Source organism: Micromonospora sp. NPDC018662 (genome assembly GCF_044391475.1).
Classification (GTDB): domain Bacteria; phylum Actinomycetota; class Actinomycetes; order Mycobacteriales; family Micromonosporaceae; genus Micromonospora.
On sequence record NZ_JBISAC010000001.1, the window covers coordinates 124,134 to 144,685 of the forward strand.

Annotated in this window: 17 protein-coding genes; 8 read left to right on the forward strand and 9 right to left on the reverse strand. The window is 71.9% G+C overall.

The window, feature by feature from the left end; translation table 11 throughout:
- Nucleotides 1-3 precede the first annotated feature (3 nt).
- From ACH495_RS00630 to ACH495_RS00645, 4 genes are all read left to right on the forward strand, one after another.
- Nucleotides 4-1,347 (forward strand): glycosyltransferase 87 family protein, encoded by a 1,344-nt coding sequence (locus ACH495_RS00630; protein WP_396856481.1) that lies wholly within the window; start codon nucleotides 4-6, stop codon nucleotides 1,345-1,347.
- Entirely contained in the window at nucleotides 1,331-1,963 is a 633-nt protein-coding gene (locus ACH495_RS00635; protein ID WP_396855674.1) for a phosphoribosyltransferase, read from the forward strand. The genes ACH495_RS00630 and ACH495_RS00635 overlap by 17 nt, the downstream gene beginning before the upstream one ends.
- Nucleotides 1,964-1,986: 23 nt before the next feature.
- Nucleotides 1,987-2,376: a zf-TFIIB domain-containing protein gene (locus ACH495_RS00640; RefSeq protein ID WP_343444319.1), complete on the forward strand. Its 390-nt coding sequence runs from the start codon at nucleotides 1,987-1,989 to the stop codon at nucleotides 2,374-2,376.
- Nucleotides 2,377-2,479: 103 nt separating this feature from the next.
- Complete coding sequence (locus ACH495_RS00645) at nucleotides 2,480-3,163, forward strand: maleylpyruvate isomerase N-terminal domain-containing protein (RefSeq protein ID WP_396855675.1); 684 nt, start codon at nucleotides 2,480-2,482, stop codon at nucleotides 3,161-3,163.
- 11 nt (nucleotides 3,164-3,174) lie between these two features.
- Here the strand turns inward: ACH495_RS00645 and ACH495_RS00650 are convergent, their stop codons facing one another.
- Both ACH495_RS00650 and dnaB read right to left on the reverse strand, forming a co-directional pair.
- Nucleotides 3,175-3,501 (reverse strand): hypothetical protein, encoded by a 327-nt coding sequence (locus ACH495_RS00650; protein WP_396855676.1) that lies wholly within the window; start codon nucleotides 3,499-3,501, stop codon nucleotides 3,175-3,177.
- A 397-nt stretch (nucleotides 3,502-3,898) separates the two neighbouring features.
- Complete coding sequence (gene dnaB / locus ACH495_RS00655) at nucleotides 3,899-6,712, reverse strand: replicative DNA helicase (protein ID WP_396855677.1); 2,814 nt, start codon at nucleotides 6,710-6,712, stop codon at nucleotides 3,899-3,901.
- Nucleotides 6,713-7,105: 393 nt separating this feature from the next.
- Here dnaB and ACH495_RS00660 point away from each other — a divergent pair, with 393 nt between their 5' ends.
- Nucleotides 7,106-8,611 (forward strand): hypothetical protein, encoded by a 1,506-nt coding sequence (locus ACH495_RS00660; RefSeq protein ID WP_396855678.1) that lies wholly within the window; start codon nucleotides 7,106-7,108, stop codon nucleotides 8,609-8,611.
- Between the two features lie 79 nt (nucleotides 8,612-8,690).
- Here ACH495_RS00660 and rplI read toward each other — a convergent pair whose 3' ends face one another.
- From rplI to rpsF, 4 genes are all read right to left on the reverse strand, one after another.
- Nucleotides 8,691-9,137, reverse strand: a complete 447-nt coding sequence (rplI, locus tag ACH495_RS00665; RefSeq protein ID WP_396855679.1) for a 50S ribosomal protein L9 — start codon at nucleotides 9,135-9,137, stop codon at nucleotides 8,691-8,693.
- Nucleotides 9,138-9,151: 14 nt separating this feature from the next.
- Nucleotides 9,152-9,391 (reverse strand): 30S ribosomal protein S18, encoded by a 240-nt coding sequence (rpsR, locus tag ACH495_RS00670; protein WP_007073789.1) that lies wholly within the window; start codon nucleotides 9,389-9,391, stop codon nucleotides 9,152-9,154.
- 41 nt (nucleotides 9,392-9,432) lie between these two features.
- Nucleotides 9,433-9,963 carry a single-stranded DNA-binding protein gene (locus ACH495_RS00675; protein WP_175438580.1) on the reverse strand — a complete coding sequence of 177 codons (531 nt, stop codon included), beginning with the start codon at nucleotides 9,961-9,963 and terminating at the stop codon, nucleotides 9,433-9,435.
- Between the two features lie 79 nt (nucleotides 9,964-10,042).
- Nucleotides 10,043-10,333, reverse strand: a complete 291-nt coding sequence (gene rpsF, locus ACH495_RS00680; protein ID WP_088643630.1) for a 30S ribosomal protein S6 — start codon at nucleotides 10,331-10,333, stop codon at nucleotides 10,043-10,045.
- A gap of 638 nt (nucleotides 10,334-10,971) precedes the next feature.
- On the opposite strand from rpsF, the gene ACH495_RS00685 reads away from it, so the two are divergent.
- Nucleotides 10,972-11,754: a deoxyribonuclease IV gene (locus tag ACH495_RS00685; RefSeq protein WP_396855680.1), complete on the forward strand. Its 783-nt coding sequence runs from the start codon at nucleotides 10,972-10,974 to the stop codon at nucleotides 11,752-11,754.
- Nucleotides 11,751-13,952 (forward strand): hypothetical protein, encoded by a 2,202-nt coding sequence (locus ACH495_RS00690; RefSeq protein WP_396855681.1) that lies wholly within the window; start codon nucleotides 11,751-11,753, stop codon nucleotides 13,950-13,952. The genes ACH495_RS00685 and ACH495_RS00690 overlap by 4 nt, the downstream gene beginning before the upstream one ends.
- Before the next feature lie 429 nt (nucleotides 13,953-14,381).
- On the opposite strand, the gene ACH495_RS00695 is transcribed toward ACH495_RS00690, so the two are convergent.
- The 3 genes from ACH495_RS00695 to ACH495_RS00705 all read right to left on the reverse strand — a co-directional run bounded on the left by ACH495_RS00695 (nucleotide 14,382) and on the right by ACH495_RS00705 (nucleotide 19,724).
- Nucleotides 14,382-15,947: a glycosyltransferase family 87 protein gene (locus ACH495_RS00695; protein WP_396855682.1), complete on the reverse strand. Its 1,566-nt coding sequence runs from the start codon at nucleotides 15,945-15,947 to the stop codon at nucleotides 14,382-14,384.
- Nucleotides 15,948-16,218: 271 nt separating this feature from the next.
- Nucleotides 16,219-19,083, reverse strand: a complete 2,865-nt coding sequence (locus ACH495_RS00700; RefSeq protein ID WP_396855683.1) for a transglycosylase domain-containing protein — start codon at nucleotides 19,081-19,083, stop codon at nucleotides 16,219-16,221.
- 194 nt (nucleotides 19,084-19,277) lie between these two features.
- On the reverse strand, nucleotides 19,278-19,724 hold the full coding sequence (locus tag ACH495_RS00705; RefSeq protein ID WP_396855684.1) for a DUF5318 domain-containing protein: 447 nt from the start codon (nucleotides 19,722-19,724) through the stop codon (nucleotides 19,278-19,280).
- Between the two features lie 177 nt (nucleotides 19,725-19,901).
- On the opposite strand from ACH495_RS00705, the gene ACH495_RS00710 reads away from it, so the two are divergent.
- Entirely contained in the window at nucleotides 19,902-20,540 is a 639-nt protein-coding gene (locus ACH495_RS00710; RefSeq protein ID WP_107162022.1) for a PadR family transcriptional regulator, read from the forward strand.
- The last annotated feature ends 12 nt before the right edge of the window (nucleotides 20,541-20,552 follow it).

A 20,552-nucleotide genomic window follows, 5' to 3' on the forward strand; every position in this document is an offset into this window, starting at 1 on the left:
AGACTGGCCCGCGTGACCGCCCCCGCCCGCCGCTGGTCGGCGCTCGACACCGCCGCCGGTGGCCTCGCCCTCGACCTGGGCCTCTACGCCGCCGCCACGATCTTCGCCGCGGTCACCGCCGCCACCTCCACCCTGCCCCCGCACCGCGCCTGGGGCACCGTCGCCGCCATCGGGTACGCCGTGGCCACGCTCACCGCGACCACCCAGCTCCTCGCCCGCCGCCGACACCCCGGCACACCCCTGGCCGGCCTGCCCGCCCGCTGGACCGTCACCGGCCTCACCTGGGCCACCACCGCGCTGCTACCGGTCGTCCTGCAGAGCATCCAGCGCGCCGGCGGGCGCCCCGGCCGGGCCCAGGAGGAGGTGCTCGTGGTGGAACACGCCGGCGCCCGCCTCGCCGAGCACGGCACCCCCTACCTCGGCCCCGGCGCCATCGCCGCCCTGCCCCCGGGCGAGCAACTCCTCGGCTACACCCCCTACCAACCCGGGATGGCACTGTTCGGGCTGCCCCGGGCCGCCACCGACGCCTGGTGGACCGACGCCCGCGTCTGGTTCGCGGTCGGCACCGCGCTCGCGCTCGCCGCCCTGGTCACCACACTGCGCAGCACCGCCGCCCCGACCTCGGCCCGCCGCGCCGCCGCGCTGCTGCGCGCCGTCCAGGCCGCGACCGTCCTGCCCGTCTCCGCACTCACGCTCGCCACCGGCGGCGACGACCTCCCCGTACTCGCGCTCTGCCTGCTCGCCCTCGCGCTGGCCGCCGCCGGCCGGCCCGGGCGCGCCGGCCTCGCGGTCGGCGCCGCCGGCGCGCTGAAGCTCTTCGCCTGGCCGGTGGCGATCGTGCTGGTCTGCTGGGCCGCCACCCGCCGGGCCGCGCCCCGCACCGCCCTGGGCGCCCTCGGCCTGCCCGTCCTCGCGCTGCTCCCGGTGCTGTTCGTCGACCGCGACGCCCTGGTCGAGAACGTGCTCCGGTTCCCGCTCGGCCACGGCCTGGTGACCAGCCCCGCCCAGTCCCCGTTCCCCGGCCACCTGATCGCCGAGACGCTCCCCGCCGGTCGGGCGATCGCGGCCGCGCTGCTCGTCGCGGTCGGCCTGGCCATCGCCGTCCGGCTGCTGCGTCGCCCGCCGCGCACCGCCGCCGCCACGGCGCTCATCTGCGGGTACGGGCTGCTCGCCGCGATCCTGCTGATGCCCTCCACCCGCTTCGGTTACCTGCTCTACCCGGCCGCGCTCCTCGTCCTCGCCCCGGCGCTGGCGCTCGCCGAGGCACCGGCCGGCCGGCATTCCCGGCAACCGCCCGACGCGAACCGGCCGGAGGGCGTACACCTGAGGCATGACCACCTACCGTGACCGGGCCGAAGCGGGACGGGACCTCGCCGAGCGACTCACCGACCTCGCCGACCGGCCCGACGTCATCGTCCTGGCCCTGGTCCGCGGCGGCGTACCCGTCGCGCGGGTGATCGCCGACCGGCTCCACGCCCCCCTCGACGTGCTGGTCGTCCGCAAACTCGGCGTGCCCTGGGCGCCCGAGGTCGCCTACGGGGCGCTCGGCCCCGGCGGCGTGCAGGTCCTCAACGACATGGTCGCCGGCCGGATCAGCGAGAACGACCGGGCCCAGGTCCGCCGCCGCGAACAGGCCGAACTGGACCGCCGCGAGCTGCGCTACCGCGCCGGCCGGCCCCCGCTGGACCTGACCGGTCGCACCGCCCTGATCGTCGACGACGGGCTCGCCACCGGCGCCACCGCCCGCGCCGCCGTCCAGGTCGCCCGCCACCTCGGCGCCGCCCGGGTGGTCGTCGCCGTCCCGGTCGGCTCCCCGCAGGCGTACGAGATGCTCGCCGCCACGGCCGACACCGTCGTGAGCAGCCAACTCCCGCCCGACTTCGCCGCCGTCGGCGGCTACTACGACGACTTCCACGAGGTCTCCGACGACGAGGTGACGCACGCGCTGACCGCCACCGCGTGAAAACACCCGGTACCGTCGGTGTCATGCAGCTCACCTGTCCCAAATGCCGTGGAGAGATGCGCCAGTACGAGCGCAGCGGAGTAGTCATCGACCAGTGCGGCGAATGCCGCGGGATCTTCCTCGACCGAGGCGAGCTCGAGAAGCTGTTCGAGGCCGAGGCCAACTGGAACCGGCAGCAGGGCGGCGCCCCCCAGGCCGCACCCGCCGGGGCCGGCTACCCACCGCCCCCGCCGCCCCCGCCCGCCGCCCCGCACCAGCCGGGCTACGGCGCCGTCCCCCCGCCCCCTCCGCCGCCGCCCGGCCACGGCTACCCGCAGCCGGCGTACGGCCACGGGCAGCAGCAGCACTACGGCTACCACGGCCACTACCGCCGCAAGAAGAAGCACGGCTTCCTCGGCGAGCTGTTCGACTGACCGCCGCTCGTCGTTAGGCGGGGGCCCTGCTTATCGCCTGGGCGATAGGAAGGGGCCCCGCCTAACCGTGCCGGTGACCGCGCGCCGTGGCAGGCTGCACCCCATGAGCCCGATCCGGCCGCACGAGGCGCTGGCCCAGGCGTACGACGGCATCACCGCCGTCGTCACCCCGCTCGACGACGCCGGCCTGCAACGACCCACCCGCTGCCGGGGCTGGCTCGTCGCCGACCTGCTCTTCCACGTGCTCTGCGATGCCCAACGCGCGCTCGTCGCGTTGGCCAGCCCGGTGCCCGGCCCGGCCGACGTCGACGACGTCAGCTACTGGCGCGCGTTCGGCCCGGACGGCGACGCCGAGGCCGGCGCGGGGCACGCCTGGTGGGCCCGCCGCTCGGCCGCTGCCTTCGACCGGCCCACCGGCGTGGTCCGGCTCTGGTCCGACACCGCCCCGGCCGCGGCCCGGGCGGCAGCCGCCGCCGACCCGGGCGGGTACGTGACCACCCAGGGCCACGTACTGCGCGTACCCGATCTGCTGGCCACGCTGACCACCGAGGCGGTCATCCACCACCTCGACCTGGTGGTGGACCTGCCGGACGCGCCACTGCCGGCGACCGGCCCGACCCGGGTGGCGGTGACCACGATGGACGGCCTGCTGTGCGACGACGCGGTACGGCCGGCCGCCTGGGACGACCACGAGTATCTGCTCAAGGCGACCGGGCGGGTGCCGTTGACCGACCGGGAGCGGTTCGAGCTGGGTGAGGCGGCGGGCTGGTTCCCGCTGCTCGGCTGACCGGCCTCAGATCAAGCTCTTTCGCGCTGCCGTGCAATCATCCGGGCGGCGATCTCCGCCTTACGGGCCAGCGCTATGACGGCGTCCTCATATAGCAACTTGGCTATCCGCTCGGCCGGCCCACACGTGGTCCCTACGTTGAAGATGCTCCGGTGCGGTCGCACCGACAGCCCGACGATCCCTTCGCGCTCAAGGAAACCCACGAACGCCTCCAGCAGGTGCCGCCTTCCCGCAACCCTGAGCTGGGCCAGCGATGCTGTGCTCGGGGCGGGGCGCTGATAGATGCCGAGCGAGCCGTCGCCATCGACAACGCCGCGCCAGAAGTCCCGTGAGACCACCAGCCGCTCATCGACCGCCTGCTGATACCGACCCAACTCGATCAGCCGGGCCGCCAGTCGCTGGGAGCGTACGGAGAACTGACAGGAGCCGACACGGACCGGATCTCGACTCCTCTGCGCAAGAGCAGGCCACGTACCGACGGTGCCGTCACACCAAACTCGGCAGCGAGTTGGCTAAGTGAGGCTCCACCGACGAATCTGCTCACGACCTCGTTCCGCTGGGCGTCTGTCAACTTGCCCGTACGACGCGCCGGCACTCCGTTGGCGCGGAGTACCGCCCGAACTGCCTGCCTTGTCACGCCGAAGCGCAGGCCAACAGCCGTGAGGCTCTCACCGCTGGTCGCGCGGCCAATGATCTCCTTCCGTTCGGTAGGAGTCAGCCGGTGACCAACCGTGGTCATACGATGGCCATGTCCACGAATCGCGACAGGTGCAACTGCGCGGCGACCGTCACCGTGTCGGTCGGCCCATTCCTGTGTTTGGCGATTATGAAATCCGCCTCCCCGGCCCGCGGCGACTCCTTGTCGTAGTAGTCGTCGCGGTGCAAAAGGATCACAACGTCAGCATCCTGCTCAATTGATCCCGATTCACGCAAATCGGACAACTGCGGACGCTTGTCCGTCCGCTGCTCGGGGCCACGGTTCAGCTGACTCACCGCGATCACCGGACACTCGACCTCCTTGGCCAGCAGCTTCAGGCCACGGGACAGGTCCGCGACCTCCTGCTGCCGGCTCTCGGTGCGCTTCGGTGAGGTCATGAGCTGGAGATAGTCGACCACGATCAGCTTCAGGTCGTGCTTCTGCTTGAGCCGTCGTGCCTTCGCCCGGATCTCCATCAGGTTCATGCTCGGGGTGTCGTCGACGAAGAGCGGCGCCTCGCTGATCTCGCCCATGCAGCGGGCCAACTTGGTCCAGTCGTCGTCGGAGAGCTGCCCACTGCGCAGCACGTGCAGCGGCACGCGCGCCTCGGCCGAGAGCAGTCGCATGACGATCTCGACCTTGCTCATCTCCAGCGAGAAGATCGCTGCGGCCTGGTTGGCGCGAATCGCAGCATTCCGGGCGAAGTCCATGCTGGCTGTGCTGTTGTGCGTCGGGATCATCGACCGACCCGCCAGGTACAGGTGGTCGGCGTTGTCCACGGTCACGCAGCGCACCGGCACGCTGGCCACGGGTCGGACGTCCACGACGAAGCGGGAGTGGGAACGCACGTCCGAGGACGTCCGTCGCCGGGCCAGGTGCGCGGCCCGCTTCCGTTCCAGGCGGAAGACCGGATCAGGGGTGGAGAAGTTCGCCGTGTAGGCGACCGATGAGTCCTCGGTGCGCCCGCGCACCCTCCGCTCGGTGATCGAGCATCGGTAGCCCAGGCTGACCACGAGCTCCCGAACACCCTCGATCAACCGCTTCGACGTGGAGGTGTACTGGAGGTTCCCGGCCAGCGCCACCGTACCGTCGGTATCCATCAGCCCGGCGAGCAGCGCCCGGCGCTGGGCCTCCGAGGCTCGCAGGTAGTCCGGTGGGATGTGTTTGTCGGAGGCCACCCCGATCCGGCGGATCAGCGCCAGAAACGAGCCGCCTCGCTCGTGACACTCGGCGCATCGGCGGACCGCCTGGTTCTCGCCTAGTGCTCGGGTGGAGCCTCCGCAGTCGACACAGGTGCGGTCCGTTGTCCGCACCACGGTGGGCAGCAGGATGGTGAACACCATTGGGCCGCTGGGTCGCACGAGGAAGCCGTCCCGGGCCACCAGGTCGACCAGCTCGGCGTCCGCGGTGGTGAATCTGCTGGCTCCGGTATGACCGTCGCCGAGCCACACCCCGAGGGTGTACGGAGGGACGACCAGTTCACGTTCCGGGAGCCGGAGCGGCGCGCAGTTCTCCACCGCGTGGTTGAGGCGCCGGTCGGCGGTGTCCGTGCGAAGCGTCGCAGCGATCTGCGCGGTGGTCACGACTCCGTCGTGCCGAACGGGTGCACCGTCGTTGACGAGTCGCTCGGCCCGTCGGCGAAGGCCGGAGATGAGAGCGCCCGCCGGGTAGCCCGGGGCGGTCCAGTTGCGTACCTTGCCGGCCCGGGTCACCGGCCGGGCGACCCGTCCGTTCGCGCCGACCTGGCGCGCCACCGTGTGCAGCACGTTGCGGAACTCGGGGCCGACCTGCTCGAGCGTGTCCGCCAGGGTGACCAGGCGGTGCGGCTCGGCGGACGCCGTCGCTTCGGCCGCCCGTACCCTCGACAGCGCCGCCTCGGGCCAGTAGGGACGTGCCTCGGGCTGCCGACGGCTGGCCCGGGTGGTCGTCTTCCAGAGATGTTCGGCGTCCGCCACGATGACCGAGCCGTCGGAGAACTCGACCTCGTAGCAGGGGCGATCGTGCATCACGTCGAAGACGTTGGTGATGGTGGTCGGATTGCCGTCGGCCGCGAGCAACTGGTCGCCGACGCGTACCGCACCCATGGTGGTCCAGCCCTCCGGGGTGGGCAGGGGCGTGTCGAGCGCCAGCGCCTTGCCAAGACCCGGTCGACCGGCCACGATGATCAATTGTCCCGCGTGCAGGCCGTTGAGCAGACGGTCGAGGTCGGTGAAGCCGGTCGGGACGCCGGTCATCATGCCGCCCTGGGCACCGACCGCCTCGATCTCGTCCAGCGTGGGCTGGAGCATGTCGGCCAGGATGGCGAAGTCCTCGCTGACCCGCTTCTCGGTGATCTCGTAGACGGCCTGTTGGGCCAGGTCCACGATGTCGTCCACGTCCCGGCTGCCGCTCGGGCCGGTGCCGTAGCCGAGCTGCACGATCCGGGTGCCGGCCTCGACCAGCCGGCGGAGCACGGCCCGCTCGCCGACGATCCGGGCGTAGTAGGCGGCGTTGGCGGCGGTGGGCACGCTCGCGATCAGGGTGTGCAGGTAGGGCGCGCCGCCGATGCGGGCGAGGTCGCCGGAGTCGGCCAGCGCCGCGGCCACCGTGATCGGGTCGGCCGGTTCACCCCGACCGTAGATGTCGAGGATGGCGTCGAAGATGGTGGCGTGCACCGGGCGGTAGAAGTCGTTGGTCTTGAGGATCTCCACGACGTCCGCGATGGCGTCCTTGGAGAGCAGCATGCCGCCGAGGACGCACTGCTCGGCGGCCACGTCCTGGGGTGGGGTCTTCTCGAAGGACGTGTCCCGCGGCGGCGGCTCGGACGGCTGCCCCCCGGTCCGTTCCGCGCGCGTCTCGTCGGTGACCGACACGGGTCCCCCCTTGCTGCGTCGGATCGAGTCCAGCTCTGTCGCCGGGGCGTGACATCTTCCGCCGACCCTCCGGTCGATCGGGGGCCATCGCCCGGCGGTCGCTGGCCACGATACGGAACCCGAGGTCAGCCACCAACAAGGGCGGTGGACGAGCCTCGGGACAACCTGTGGACGCAGGGGGGCCGGCATGTGCGCAGGGTGTGCACAGGGGTGTGGAAAAGTGATGGGGAATTCTGGACCTATCGCCTCTGACCTGGGCTTTTCCCGTCCCCACCCTGTGGATGGAAGATTTCTGGTCGAGCCTTGGCGTCGTTCGTCCCGTACTATCGCTGCGAACGGCTGCACCTTGACAGCGGATTGCACTTTCGGGTTGAGAAGGGTCACGCTCCGGCCGTGAGACACCGGGACTGGGCAGGCGGGGAAGACAGCCCGCGCGAGCGCCGGCCGAGCGCCTCCTGGGACGATTCCGCTGCTCCGCGCCGGGTGGACCGGCACGCGCCGGAGCGTCACCGCACCCCGAGCCGACGGCGGGCGATCGAGCGCGGGCAGGACGAGCCGGTGGACGCCTACCTGCCGCGGTGGGCGGTGGAATCGGGGATCAGCCGGGCGGACGGCGGTGGACGGCACGCCGCGCCGGACGACGACGAGGCCGAGGTCGAGTCGCCCGCCTCCGGCGGTGGTTGGCGGGCCGACGCCGGGCGGCGCCGGGACGACGGCCGGCGCGAGCTGCGGGCCATCGGGTCCGGGCCGATGTCCGACCACACCGCCGAGTGGACCATGGACGCCCCGCAGGAGCAGGGGTACGTCGGGAGCAGGCGGGCCGAGGCCGGTGAGGACGGGCCGGTGTCGGGGACGGCGCCCCGGAGCCGTCCACGTCGGGCGGCGACCCGCCGGCCGGAGGTGATCTGGTCGGGGCTGCCGGACGAGTCGGGCTCGGGCGGCGACACCGGCGGGTGGGAGGCCGAGCGGCCGGCCCGGCGGAGTCCGCGAGTGACCGGTTCGTCCTGGCCCCCACCGGCGGTGGATCCCTGGGAGCGGGGTCGGGCGGCCGAGCCGGCCCCGGTGGAGCAGCCCGCCGTCGATCCGTGGGACGCGTCGGGCGTGCACGCGTGGGGCCGTGCGGACGCCGGGAGTCGGTGGGAACAGGCCGGGAGCCGGTGGGACCGGACCGAGCACACCGGTGAGTGGGACCGGTTCACCGACACCGGGCATCTCGACCGGGTGCGGGACGCCGGTCCCCGCTATCCGGCGGCCGACCCGTGGGACCGCACGGCGCCGCCGGCCCGGGAGGGTTGGGCGTCGCCGGAGCAGGTCGAGGAGTTCTGGTCGGGGACCCGGTTGGCGGGCGACGATCCGCGGTGGATGGAGACGCCGCCGTCGGCGCCGCAGTCGCCGGTGGTCGCGTACACCGCGCCGCGTCCCCGGGTGACGCCTCGCCGCCGGCCGGTGGCACCGGTCGGGTCGGGCGCGTCCCCGACGCGGCGACGGATGGACCCCATCGGCGGCGGCTCGTGGAGCCGGCGGCTGGAGGACGACCTGCTGGACCCGGATCCGGGTGGGCCGCTGCGACCGCTGGTCTACACGGCCGCCTGCTATCTGGTGCCGGCCGTGCTGCTCTTCCTCGGTCTGGTGTTCCTGGACGGGCAGGCGCCGGCGGGGTGCGTCACCGACATCAGTGGCGGTGGCTGCGACTCGCAGCGGGCGCACGCGTTCGCGTCGTTGTCGGCGGCGGCGCCGAGGTTCGGGCTGGCGCTGGTGAGCAGCCTCGTGGTGGCGGTGCTGCTGCGTCAGGTCGGTACGACGTGGCGGTCGGCGACGGTGGCGTTGGCGGCGGCCGTGGTGGGTGGGGGGTTGTCCACGGTGGTGATCAGCGCGGTGACCGGCCAGCCGATCGGCTGAGCCCGCCGGCCGGGGTCCACTGGTGCGGAAAGGGCCCGCACCGGACAACCGGTGCGGGCCCTTTCGTGGTGCGGTGAGGTCAGCTCTTGACCACGTTCAGGTCGAACTTGGCGGTCACCTCGGGGTGCAGCCGGATGCGGACCGGGTAGGCGCCGAGCGACTTGATGTGGCCGGGCGTCTCCAGCCGACGACGGTCCAGGGTCGGACCGCCGGCCGCCTTGACGGCGTCGACGATCTCGGCCGGGGTGACCGAACCGAAGAGCCGACCGCCGTCGCCGGCGCGGGCCTTCAGGTTGACCTTCAGGCCCTCGAGCTGGCCCTTGATCTCGTTGGCGTGGTCGAGGTCGCGGACGTCCCGGGCCGAGCGGGCCCGCTTGATGACCGTGACCTGCTTCTCGGCGCCCTTGGTCCAGGCGATCGCGAAGCCCTGCGGCAGCAGGTAGTTACGGCCGAAGCCGTCCTTGACCTCGACGATGTCGCCCGGAGAGCCGAGGCCGGACACCTCCTGAGTGAGGATGATCTTCATGTCCGTGCCTCCCCTCAGCGAGCCGTGGCCGTGTAGGGCAGGAGCGCCATCTCACGGGCGTTCTTGACCGCACGGGCGATCTGCCGCTGCTGCTGCGAGGTCACGCCGGTCACCCGTCGAGCGCGGATCTTGCCGCGGTCGGAGATGAACTTGCGCAGCAGCGCGGTGTCCTTGTAATCGATATAGGTGATCCCGTCCTTGTCGAGCGGGTTCACCTTCTTCTTCGGCTTGCGCAGTGCCGCAGCCTTCGCCATTGCTCTTGCTCCTGGTTTGCGATCGCGGGCGCTCGGCGCCATCAGAACGGGGGCTCCTCGTCGAAGTTTCCGCCGCCCGAACCAGCGCGGGAGGGGGCCGGGGCAGCCGAGGCCCAGGGGTCGTCGAAGTTGCCTCCGCCGCCGCCCTGGCCACCACCACCACCGAAGCCGCCGCCTCCGCCACCGGAGCGGGACATCTTCTGCACCTTCGCCGTGGCGTAGCGCAGGGACGGGCCGATCTCGTCGACCTCCAGCTCGATGACGGTGCGCTTCTCACCCTCGCGGGTCTCGTACGACCGCTGACGCAGCCGGCCGGACACGATCACCCGGGCGCCGCGCTGCAGCGACTCGGCGACGTTCTCGGCGGCCTGGCGCCACACGGTGCACGAGAGGAACAGCGGCTCGCCGTCCTTCCACTCGCCGGACGCCTTGTCCATGAACCGGGGCGTCGAAGCGACCCGGAACTTGGCCACCGCCGCACCGGAGGGGGTGAACCGCAACTCGGGGTCATCGGTCAGGTTGCCGATGACCGTGATGGTGGTGTCTCCTGCCATGACCATCTCCTCGCGCACTCATCGTTGTGCCGTACAGGCTCTCAGAGCCCTCCGACAGCGCGGATGAGCTTGATCCGGACGTGCCGGGTCTAGATGCTCAGCGCATCTCCGGGCGAATGACCTTGGTGCGCAGCACCGACTCGTTGAGTCGGAGCTGACGGTCCAGCTCGGCCACGGCCTCCGGCGTCGCCTGGAGGTCGACGACGGCGTAGATGCCCTCGGCCTTTTTGTTGATCTCGTACGCGAGGCGCCGGCGGCCCCACACGTCGGTCTTCTCCACCGAGCCACCCGCGGTCCGGATCACGTTCAGGTACGTGTCGAGCGACGGGGCGACGGTGCGCTCCTCGAGGCTGGGATCGAGGATCACCATGACTTCATAGTGACGCAAGACGTGCTCACCTCCTGTGGGCTAAGCGGCCACGGTCCTTCCGTGGCAGGAGGTCGTGCGTCGTGGCCCGCCCGATGCCGGGGGAACCCGGCCGGACGCGGACAACCGGACCAGGATAGCCGGTCCGGACGATCATGCCGGGGCCGGTGGCCCCGGCCGGCTCCGGACGCGGCGACAGGGGCCCACCTCCGGCGTCGGGCGCCAGGAAGGTGGACCCCTGTCCACGGGGCCGCGGGGCGTCCCGTCCGCATTCCTTGGGTGGGACCTGGGGAGGAACGACCACACCGATGAGGTTGGATCGAGAACGCCCCGCGGAGCTTTATCATGTTGTCGACTGGTCTGACCATACAGCGGCTCTCGTCACCACTTGGGGTAAATGCTGGAATTAATCCATCTGGCCGATTGCGGTGCGGTGACGAGTGGATCCCGCCCCGTCGTGCCGGGCCGCACGGCGGGGCGCCCCGTCGCCGGGGGGTCGCCCCCGCCCGTCCCGTGCTGTGGACCACGTCGGGCGGAGCGTCGACCATCGATCCCACCTCGCACAACGACCGCCGGGCCGGGGGGTGACGCATCCGCCCCGCCGGAACCCCCGCCCGCGCGCACACCACGCGTCGTAGGCGCGACGTAGGCTGCCCTGCATGCGAATCGGAGCCCACGTCGACGCGACCGACCCGCTGGCCGAGGCGGCCACCCGGGAGGCCGAGGCGGTGCAGTTCTTCCTCGCCGACCCGCAGGGCTGGAAGGCGCCGAAGCCGCGGGAGGACGCCGAGCGCCTGCGCGCCGCCGACGTCGACCTCTACGTCCACGCGCCGTACGTGATCAACGTGGCCACGCTGAACAACCGGATCCGCATTCCCAGCCGCAAGCTGCTGCTGGCCCACGCCACCGCCGCGGCGGACGTCGGGGCCCGGGGGCTGATCGTGCACGGCGGCCACGTCAACGCCGGGGACGACCTCACCGCCGGCTTCGACAACTGGCGCAAGACCTTCGCGTACGCGGCGGACTCCGGCGGCTTCCCGCTGCCGGTGCTGATCGAGAACACCGCCGGCGGTGACAACGCCTGCGCCCGGCACCTGGACGCGCTGGCCCGGCTCTGGGACGCGCTCGGCGACCACGAGGTCGGCTTCTGCCTCGACACCTGTCACGCGTTCGCCGGCGGCGAGGAGCTGCTGGGTCTGGTCGACCGGGTCAAGGCGATCACCGGCCGGATCGACCTGATCCACGCGAACAACTCGAAGGGCGCCTTCAACTCCGGCCAGGACCGCCACGACAACCTCACCGGCGGCACCATCGAGCCGGAACTGCTGGTGGCGGTGATCCGGGCGGCCGGAGCGCCGGTGATCGTCGAGACGCCGGGCGGCGTCGAGGGTCAGGCGGCCGACATCGCGTTCCTGCGCGGCCAGTTGGGTGCCACGGCATGACCCCGGAGCAGTCCGGCGCGGCCGGACGTCCCGGCGCCGATCCGCGTCCGGCCCCGGAGGGCTCCCCGGCCGACGGGGCAGACCCCGCACCGGGCCGAGCCACCGGCGAGGTGGAGGGCGGCACGAACGCGGCCGGCACGAGCGGGTCCCGGGCCGACAGCGACGAATCCGCCGACGCGGCGGACGGCGACGACAAGGACAGGGCCGGCGACGGCGACGGCGACGGCGGCAAGAGCCGGCGCAGGTCCGGCCGGAGCAGGCGCGACGGCAGACGCAAGACCGCCGACGCCGGCAAGAGCGGGCGCGGCGCCACCGGCACGAACAAGACCACCGACACGGACCAGACCGGCAGCGCCGACACGGACCAGACCGCCGACACGAACAAGACCACCGGTACGGACCAGACCGCCGGTACGGACGGGGAGAAGCCGGCGGATCCGTGGACCGCGTTCGGGCCGGCGCCCGAGCCGGTGCTCGGCCGGGTCCGTCGGGCGGTCCGCGCGGTGGGCCGGTTCCTGGTGCACGAGTGGACGCTCGCCGCCGTCGCCGCGCTGGCGCTGGCCGCGGCGATGACCTGGCCCACGCTGCGCTACCCGCGCTACACGCTGCCGCAGGACTACTGGGACCCGAGCCTCCAGGCGTGGCAGATGGCGTGGTCCGGGCACATCCTGCGCACCGACCCGGCGATGCTGTGGCACTCCAACACGTTCTTCCCGGAGAACTGGAGCTTCGCGTTCTCCGACACGCTGCTCGGGTACGCGCCGGCCGGCCTGATCGGGGTCGGCCCGGAGCACGCCGTGCTGCGCTACAACATCATGTTCGTGCTGGCCCACGCGCTCGCCGCGTTCGGGGCGTACGCGCTGGCCCGGCAGCTCGGCGCGGGCCGGATCGGTGGCGCGGTGGCCGGGGCGGGTTTCGCGTACGCGCCGTGGTTGCTGGCCCAGGCCGGGCACCTGCACATCATCTCCAACGGCGGCATCCCGCTGGCGCTGGCCATGCTCGCCCGTGGGCACGGCTGGTCGCTGCGGTACGGCTACCGCCCGCGCCGCCGGCACGCGGGTTGGGCGCTCGCCGGTTGGCTGGTGGCCGCCTGGCAGCTCAGTCTCGGCTTCGGCATCGGGCTGCCGTTCGCGTACCTGCTGGCCGGGGTGGTGCTGGTCTCGGCGGTGCTGTGGTTCGTCCGGCGCCGCCGGGTGAGGCGCCCGTTCGGCCGCCGGCTGTTCCTGGCCGACCTGTTCGGCGGGCTGATCTTCGCCGCGGTGGGCGGCCTGCTGGCGATTCCCTTCTTCAAGGTCGCCGAGCTGCACCCCAACGCGGCGCGCACGCTGGCCGAGATCCAGCTCTACTCCCCGCCGGCCAGCGGCTTGTTCACCGCGCCGGGCGAGTCGCGGGTCTGGGGCGAGCTGCACGAGGGGGCGCGGGCGGCGCTGCCCTGGCCCCCGGAGATGACGCTGCTGCCGGGTTTCGCGCTCTACGCGTTGGCCGCCGGTGGGTTGTTCTTCTCGGTCTGGCGGGTCCGCCACCGGCTCTTCCTGCTCGCCGGCGTGCTGGTGACGATGGCGCTGGCGATGGGCACCAGGTTCCTCGACGGTCGGTTCACCTACGTGCCGCTCTTCGACTACCTGCCGGGCTGGAACGGGCTGCGTACGCCGGGCCGGATGATGCTCTGGGCCACGCTGCTGCTCGGTCTGCTCGCGGCCGGCGCGGTCACCGCGTTCTGCATGCGGGTACGTGAACTCGCCGCCGAACGGGTCCCGCCGTGGCCCGGCCCGTGGCTGCGGCTGGCCACGCTGCTGCCGCTGGTGCTGGTGCTGGCCGAGGGATTGAATGTCACCCCGCATCCGGTGGTGCCGCAGCAGCCGGCGGTGATGCGGACCGTCGACGGGCCGCTGCTGGTGCTGCCCAGCAGCCAGAACCTGGACCAGCCGGTGATGCTCTGGTCGACCGACCGGTTCCAGCCGATGGTCAACGGCGGCAGCGGGTTCACCCCTGGCTCCCAGGCCCAGACCCGCGAGGCCACGGTCAGCTTCCCCGACTACGCCAGCGTCGACTACCTGCGGCGGATCGGGGTCAAGACCGTGGTGGTGCTTCCCGAACAGCTCGGTGGCACCCCGTGGGAGGGGATGCTCGACCGGCCGGTCGAGGGGCTGGGCGTGACCCGGGAGCAGGTGGCCGGCTCGGTGGTCTACCGCCTCTGAGGACGTTGCGAATCCGGGGCAGGTCCATGGCGGCCGTGATGAGCAGCAGGGGCAGGGAGATGAGGCCGGCGAGCATCGCGTTCGCGGCGATCGCCACCCCGAGGTCAGGGATGGAGGCGAGACTGTAGGACCAGTGAGCCGCGCCGCCATTCGTGCACGGCCCCGATTCGGCGCAGGAGTCACCCGGCGAGTCACCGCCGCTGAGCATGACCACCACGCCGACCACGAAGATCGCGGCACACACCAGCGGTGCCAGGCCGGCGTACCACATTCGCGCACGGCTGCGGGCGGGTTCGAACCACAGCAGAAGCCAGACAGCACCGAGCGACACCGAGAGCATCCACCATGACCAAGGGATGTCGGCGAGCACAGCCATCGCGTGAGCCTAGCCCGCCATCGCCACGACGAGCCGGCCCGCGACGACGGCGGTCAGCCGGTCGTGGGGGAACCGGCGAGGGGCAGGTCGCGGTTTCGCGTCCTGAACCGATGGAGCCACGGCGCGTCCGGTGCGCCGTCGAGCACCCCGCCGTCGGGGTCGTCGGCGTAGGTCTGTCGCACCGCGTCCTGCTCGGGCCGCAGGATGTCCCGGACGATGAAGCCGCAGAGGACCGCCACGGTGATCAGTCGCAGGCTGGAGGCCAGCACGAACACGCCCTCCGGGAAGACCGGCCGGGAGGTGGCGGTGCCGAGCAGTTCGCCGTAGAACGCGGCGAAGTAGCAGACTTCGGCGAACTGCCAGGCCAGGAACACGCCCCAGCGGGGCCGGGCGAGCACCGCGAGCGGCAGCAGCCAGAGCACGAACTGCTGCGACCAGACCTTGCTGAAGATCAGGAAGGCGGCGACCACCAGGAACGCGATCTGCGCCAGCCGGGGCCGGCGCGGGGCGAGCAGCGCGAGCGCGGCCACGCCGAGGCAGGCCAGCCCGAAGAGCAGGTACGACACCCAGTTGAGGGTGGAGATGTTCGCGTTGAGCCACTCGAACGGGCCGAGTTCGCCGGGCGCGGACGGGCTGATCCGGCCGTCCAGGTAGCGGCCGACGTACCAGAGTGTGCCCCAGTCGATGGGACGGGTGGTGTTCAGGTCGAAGAACCGGCCCCAGCTCTCCCGGTACGGGATCGCCACCGGAAGGTTGACCGCGACCAGCGTCACCAGGGCGGTGGCCGTGGCGACGAGCCCGGCCAGCAGCCGGCCGGCCCGTAACGTGAGCACCAGGATCGGGCCGAGGAGGAACAGCGGCCACATCTTCGCCGCGCCGCCGAGCCCGAGCAGCACGCCCGCCAGCCCCGGCATCAGCATGCCGAACCGGTCGGGCCGGGTGCGTGCCCAGGCCAGCAGCCCGAACGCGGCCAGACCGACGGCGAGCAGGTCCCAGTTGACGGTGGCGGTGAGCACCAGGGCCGGGGCGAGGGCGAACAGCGCCGCGTCCCAGGGTCGTCGGCGGCGCAGGCTGAGGATGACCGCGACGGTGGCGACCGCGAGCGCGCCGAGCACCAGCGCGTTGAGGTTGTAGAACCACTGCCCCTGGTTGATGCCGGGGTTGTCCACGCCGAGGGCGTGCACCGGGAGGCCGAGCGCACCCATGAAGTAGCCGGTCAGCACCGGGTATTCCACCGGGTGGTCGGCGTAGGGCACCTTGCCCTCGTTGAGCCCTTCGGCGTAGTAGAGCGCCAGCACGTCGGTGTAGCACATCCGGGTGTACTGGACGTTGTTCTGCCAGGCACCGTCCTGGCAGGGGGACTTCTGCACCCAGTGCAGCGCGAGCGTGAGGCAGATCAGGGCCAGCACGATCCGCGCCGCGGTCCAGAACCGGCCCTCGCGACCGGCCGGGCGGTCCAGCGTGGCGGCGTGGTCACCGAGCGGCCCGCCGATGAGGCCGGACGTGCCCCGGACGAACCAGTCCGAGCGGGACGGGTGGTCCACTGTCGCTCCGGGCCGGGGCGTCTGCTCCCCGGACGTGCCGGGTTCATCGATGCCTGCGGTCGACTGGGTGCTCATGGAGAGGCATCCTGCCGTACGTCGGGGCCGTCCGTCCCGCCGTGCGCGCAGAAATTCCGGTACGCGAAACGCGGCGGGGGGGGGGGGGGGGGGGGGGGGGGGCGGGGCCGCCCGGCGGGGGGGGGGGGGGGGGTGGCGGGGGTCTCTTTTTTTGGCCAGCGGCGTTCGGGGGGGCGCGGCCGGCCCGGGGGGCGGGCATGATTGCCCGGCCCGCCGCGGGGGGGGGGGGGCGCCCGGGGGGGGCCCGCCCGCCGCCGTCGGGTGGTACGCGTCAGTTGGTCTGGCGGGTGGGTGGGGTGCTCGGCAGCACGCCGCCGCCACGGCCACCCCCGCCGGGGAAGCCACCGCCGGGGTTGCCACCCCCTTGGTCGCCGCCGCCGGGGTTACCACCACCACCCGGGTTGCCACCGCCGGGGTTGCCACCGCCGGGGTTGCCACCGCCGGGGTTGTTGCCGCCGGGGCAGAACAGGCCCAGCGGGTCACAGGCCGGCCCGCCGGGCTCGCCCGGTGCGGGCGGCGGGGGCGCCGGCATCTCGCCGTTGCCGGTGTCGTCCTTGCCGACGTTCGCGGCCGGCGGGAAGTCTTCCTTGTCCTTGCCCTTGAGCGCGTCGTTCATGAAGCGCTGGAAGATCTCACCGGGCATCTTGGCACCGCTGATGTCCGCGCCGCCCTTGTACTTGATCGCCTTGCGGTCCTTGAGGTTGCCGACCCAGACGGCGGTGGCGAGCTGCGGCGTGTAGCCGATCATCCAGGCGTCACCGTTGCGGGTGCTGCCGTCGCCGAGTTCCCAGGTGCCGGTCTTCTCGGCGGCCTTGCGACCGTCGTCGAGCCGGCGGTTCACCTGGCCCGGGTACTGCTCCAGCACGGAGGTGACGTCGGCGACGATGTCCTTGTCGATCCGCCGCTGCGGCTTGAGCTTCTCGCCGCCGACGGTGTCCCACTTGCCGGTGTTCGGGTTCTGCTTCTGCACCAGCTTCACGAAGTGCGCCTTGTTGTAGACGCCCTCGTTGGCGAACGTGGCGACGCCGTTGGCGTGGTCGAGCACCGTGATCGGGTACTGGCCGTAGCCGATCACGTGGAAGAACGGATTCGGCGCGAGGTCCTTCGGGTCGGCCTTGGTCAGGTCGTGCGCCTTCGCCGGGTTGGTGTCGGTCTGCCACATGGTGGTGACGCCGGCCTGCTTGGCCATGTCGAGCACCTTGTCCGGGCCGATCTTCTCGGTGATGTAGTAGAACGGCACGTTCAGCGACTTGAGCGTGGACTGCTCCAGCGTGCAGGAGTCGCCGCACTGGACCCGGTCGGCACCGGCGTTGCTGACCTTGAACTTCGTGTCCTTCGGCGTGAACGCCGAGCCCTTCCAGCGGGACTTGATGGAGATGCCTTCCTTCAGCGCCGCCGCCAGGGTGTAGATCTTGAAACTCGACCCCGGCGAGTGGCCGCCGCTGATCACGCCGTTCTCGACGTTCTTGCCGGCGTAGTCGGTGCCGGTGCCGTTGTCCCCGCCGTAGTAGGCGCGTACCGCCCCGGTCTTCGGGTCGATGGACACCACGGCGGCCATCAGGTTCGGCGGCTGCCCGGCGAGCGCGGAGCCCTTCTTGGCCCGCTGGGCGGCGGCGAGCGCCGCCTCCTGCATCTTCTTGTCGATCGTGGTGGTGATCTTGTAACCACCACGGCTCAGCGCCTTCGAGCAGAGCGGCTTCGCGTCGGTCGCCTCGGCGTCGTTGTCGGTGCAGAGGTTCATCTCGCGCAGTTCCTGCGAGACGTAGTTGACGATGTTGCCGTAGGGCGTGTCGATGCCGAAGCCGCCGGCGCTGTTCTTCGTCGGCTTCTGGATGTTCTTCGGGTATTCGGTGGGGTGCTGCGGCATGTTCGGCGCGTCCAGCCACTTCTCGGTGATCATGCCGTTGATGACGTAGTTCCACCGGTCCAGCGCGTCCTGCGGGTTGATCGCCGGGTCGTAGCCCTGGTGCGTACTGCTCGGCTCGGGCTGCTTGATCAACGCGGCCAGCACGGCCGCCTCGGCCACGGTCAGCTTGTCGACGTTCTTCTTGAAGTACGTCTGTGCCGCCGACTGGATGCCGTACGCGCCCCGGCCGAAGTAGATGACGTTCAGGTAGTGCTGCATGATCGTCCGCTTGTCGTAGCGGTCGTTCAGCTTGGAGGCGAGGACCGCCTCCTTCACCTTGCGGCCGTACGAGTCCTGGTTCAGGTTGTCGAACGCGTTGCGGGCGTACTGCTGGGTGATCGTCGAGGCGCCCTGCTTGTCGCCGCCGCTGAGGTTGTTCCAGGCGGCCCGCGCGATGCCCTTGTAGTCCACGCCGGAGTGGCGGTAGAAGTTCCGGTCCTCCGCCGCGGCGACCGCGTGCTGGACGTGCTCCGGGATCTGGTCGATGGTGACCAGCTGCCGGTTCTGGTCGCCGATCCGGGCGATGGGGTTCTTGCCGGTCGAGTCGTAGATGGTGGTCGACAGCGGCGGGATGGTGTCCTCCGGGAGCACCACCTTGGTGGAGTACCAGGTGAAGCTGACCACGCCGATGCCGGCGAGCATGATGAACACGGCGAAGCCGGCGATCAGCATGTTGAGCCGGCGACGCTTCTTCGCCCGCGCCGGGTCCTCACCACGACCACCGCGCCGAGGGCCGGTCGGACCACCCGGGCCACCCGGACCGCCGGGTCCACCGGGGCCGCCGCTGAAGCCGGGCACGCCGGCCCGGGCCACCGCGGCACGGCCACCGACGGGCGCCGCGCCGACGCTCGCCCGCCCGGCGCCGCCCACGCTCGCCGCGCCCACCGAGGCGCGCCCGGCCGGCCCGGCCGGGGAGATCGGGACGGACGCCCGCCCCGCGCCCGCGCGCCCGGCGACACCGGGTGCCGGCGAGACCGGGACCGAGGCCCGCCCCGCGCCGGCGCGGCCCACCGAGGCCGAGCCCGAGGCACCGCGGGGCGCCGGGGCGACGCCACCGACCGAGGCCCGGCCGCCGGCACCGCCCGGTGTGACCGAGGCACGCGCCGAGGCGCCGCCCTCGGGGGCGCCGGACCAACCGTTCCCGCGCGAACTCCGCTCGGAGCCGGGGTCGCCGTTCGGGCCCGGGATCTGGGCCCGCCCACGCGAAGAACTGGAATCGCCGTAGTTCATTCCTCACACCCTGCCGGTCGCGGTGGGGCGCGGGGGCGCCGCCACCGGGTTGCCGTGAGCTGAAACACGGGACATTACCGGCCTGCCGTGCCGGCCCGCGCCCGTCAAATCCGACCTAATCGGACCAATTACGTTTAACTGCTGTCGCTCCTGCCGCCCGGGGAACGGGCCGGCAGCGGTCGGGACAGCCGCGTTCACCGTTGCGCCTCTCGCCTTCGCCGCGGGGTGGAGCCGTCGGCCACGACCGAGCCGGTCGCGTCCGTCGCCTCGGCCGCGAGACCGTCCCGGCCGAGCAGGAACTGCTCGACGAGGTGGTTCCAGTCACAGCCGGGGCAGATCTCCACCACGAACACCTGGAACTCACGCAGCGTCATGGCCAGGACGGGCAACTCGGCCCTGGTGCGCGCCTGACCCGCCGACTGCTTGAGTTCGTCACCGTAAATGTAGTGGACGTGGATGAGGTTCTCGCTGCGGCAGATCGGGCAGCGGTGATCGGTCGGCTCGCCGTGGAAGCGGGCGGCGTTCTTCAGGTACGGCGAGGCGTCGCAGACGTCGTACGTGCCGATCCGCCCGGCGAGGAGTTCACGCAGCACTGCTCGCTTCTGGAGCGAGTAGTCGACGACCTGGCGCTGCGTACGCATGCGGCAAAGGGTACGCGCTCCCGGGAACCGAGGCGACCATGGTCACGATCAGTGATGACCGCGTCGCGTAACCCGGGGTTTGCCCTGGCCACCGGTCTCCGCTAACGTTCGATGTATCGGCCCGATACATCGCGGTGGTTAGCCCTCCGCGCAGGGGGAAAAGAAGGGATGGCGCCCGTGCTCGAGTTCGCCATCCTGGGCCTCCTGCAAGAGGCGCCGATGCACGGCTACGAGCTGCGCAAGGAGTTGACCGCCAAGCTCGGCGCCATCCGGGCGGCGATCAGCTACGGCTCGCTCTACCCGACCCTGCGCCGGTTGCAGGCGGCGGGATGGATCACCGAAGCGGCCGAGACACCCGCGACCGCCGAGGAGGTTCCCGCGCTGACCAGCCGACGCGGCCGGGTGGTCTACACCATTACCGCGGAGGGCAAGGAACGCTTCGCCCAGCTCATAGCGCAGGCTGGACCCGAGACGTACGACGACACGGGCTTCGGCGTGCACTTCGCGTTCTTCGCCCGGACCGACCAGGCCACCCGGCTCCGGATCCTGGAAGGTCGTCGCCGCAAGATCGAGGAGCGTCGCGAAGGTCTTCGTGACGTGCTCGGCCGGGCAGCCGAGCGCCTCGACGCGTACACCCTGGAACTGCAGCGCCACGGGCTCGACGCCTGCGAGCGCGAGGTCCGCTGGCTGGAGGAGCTCATCGCCAACGAGCGCTCCGGCCGGGCCCCGACCGCCCCGGATTCCCGGACGGTCGGCGGCCGAGGAGACAACGACAGCCCGCCCACGCCTGGAACGTCCAGGACAGAGCGGCCGTGATGAAGAAGAAGG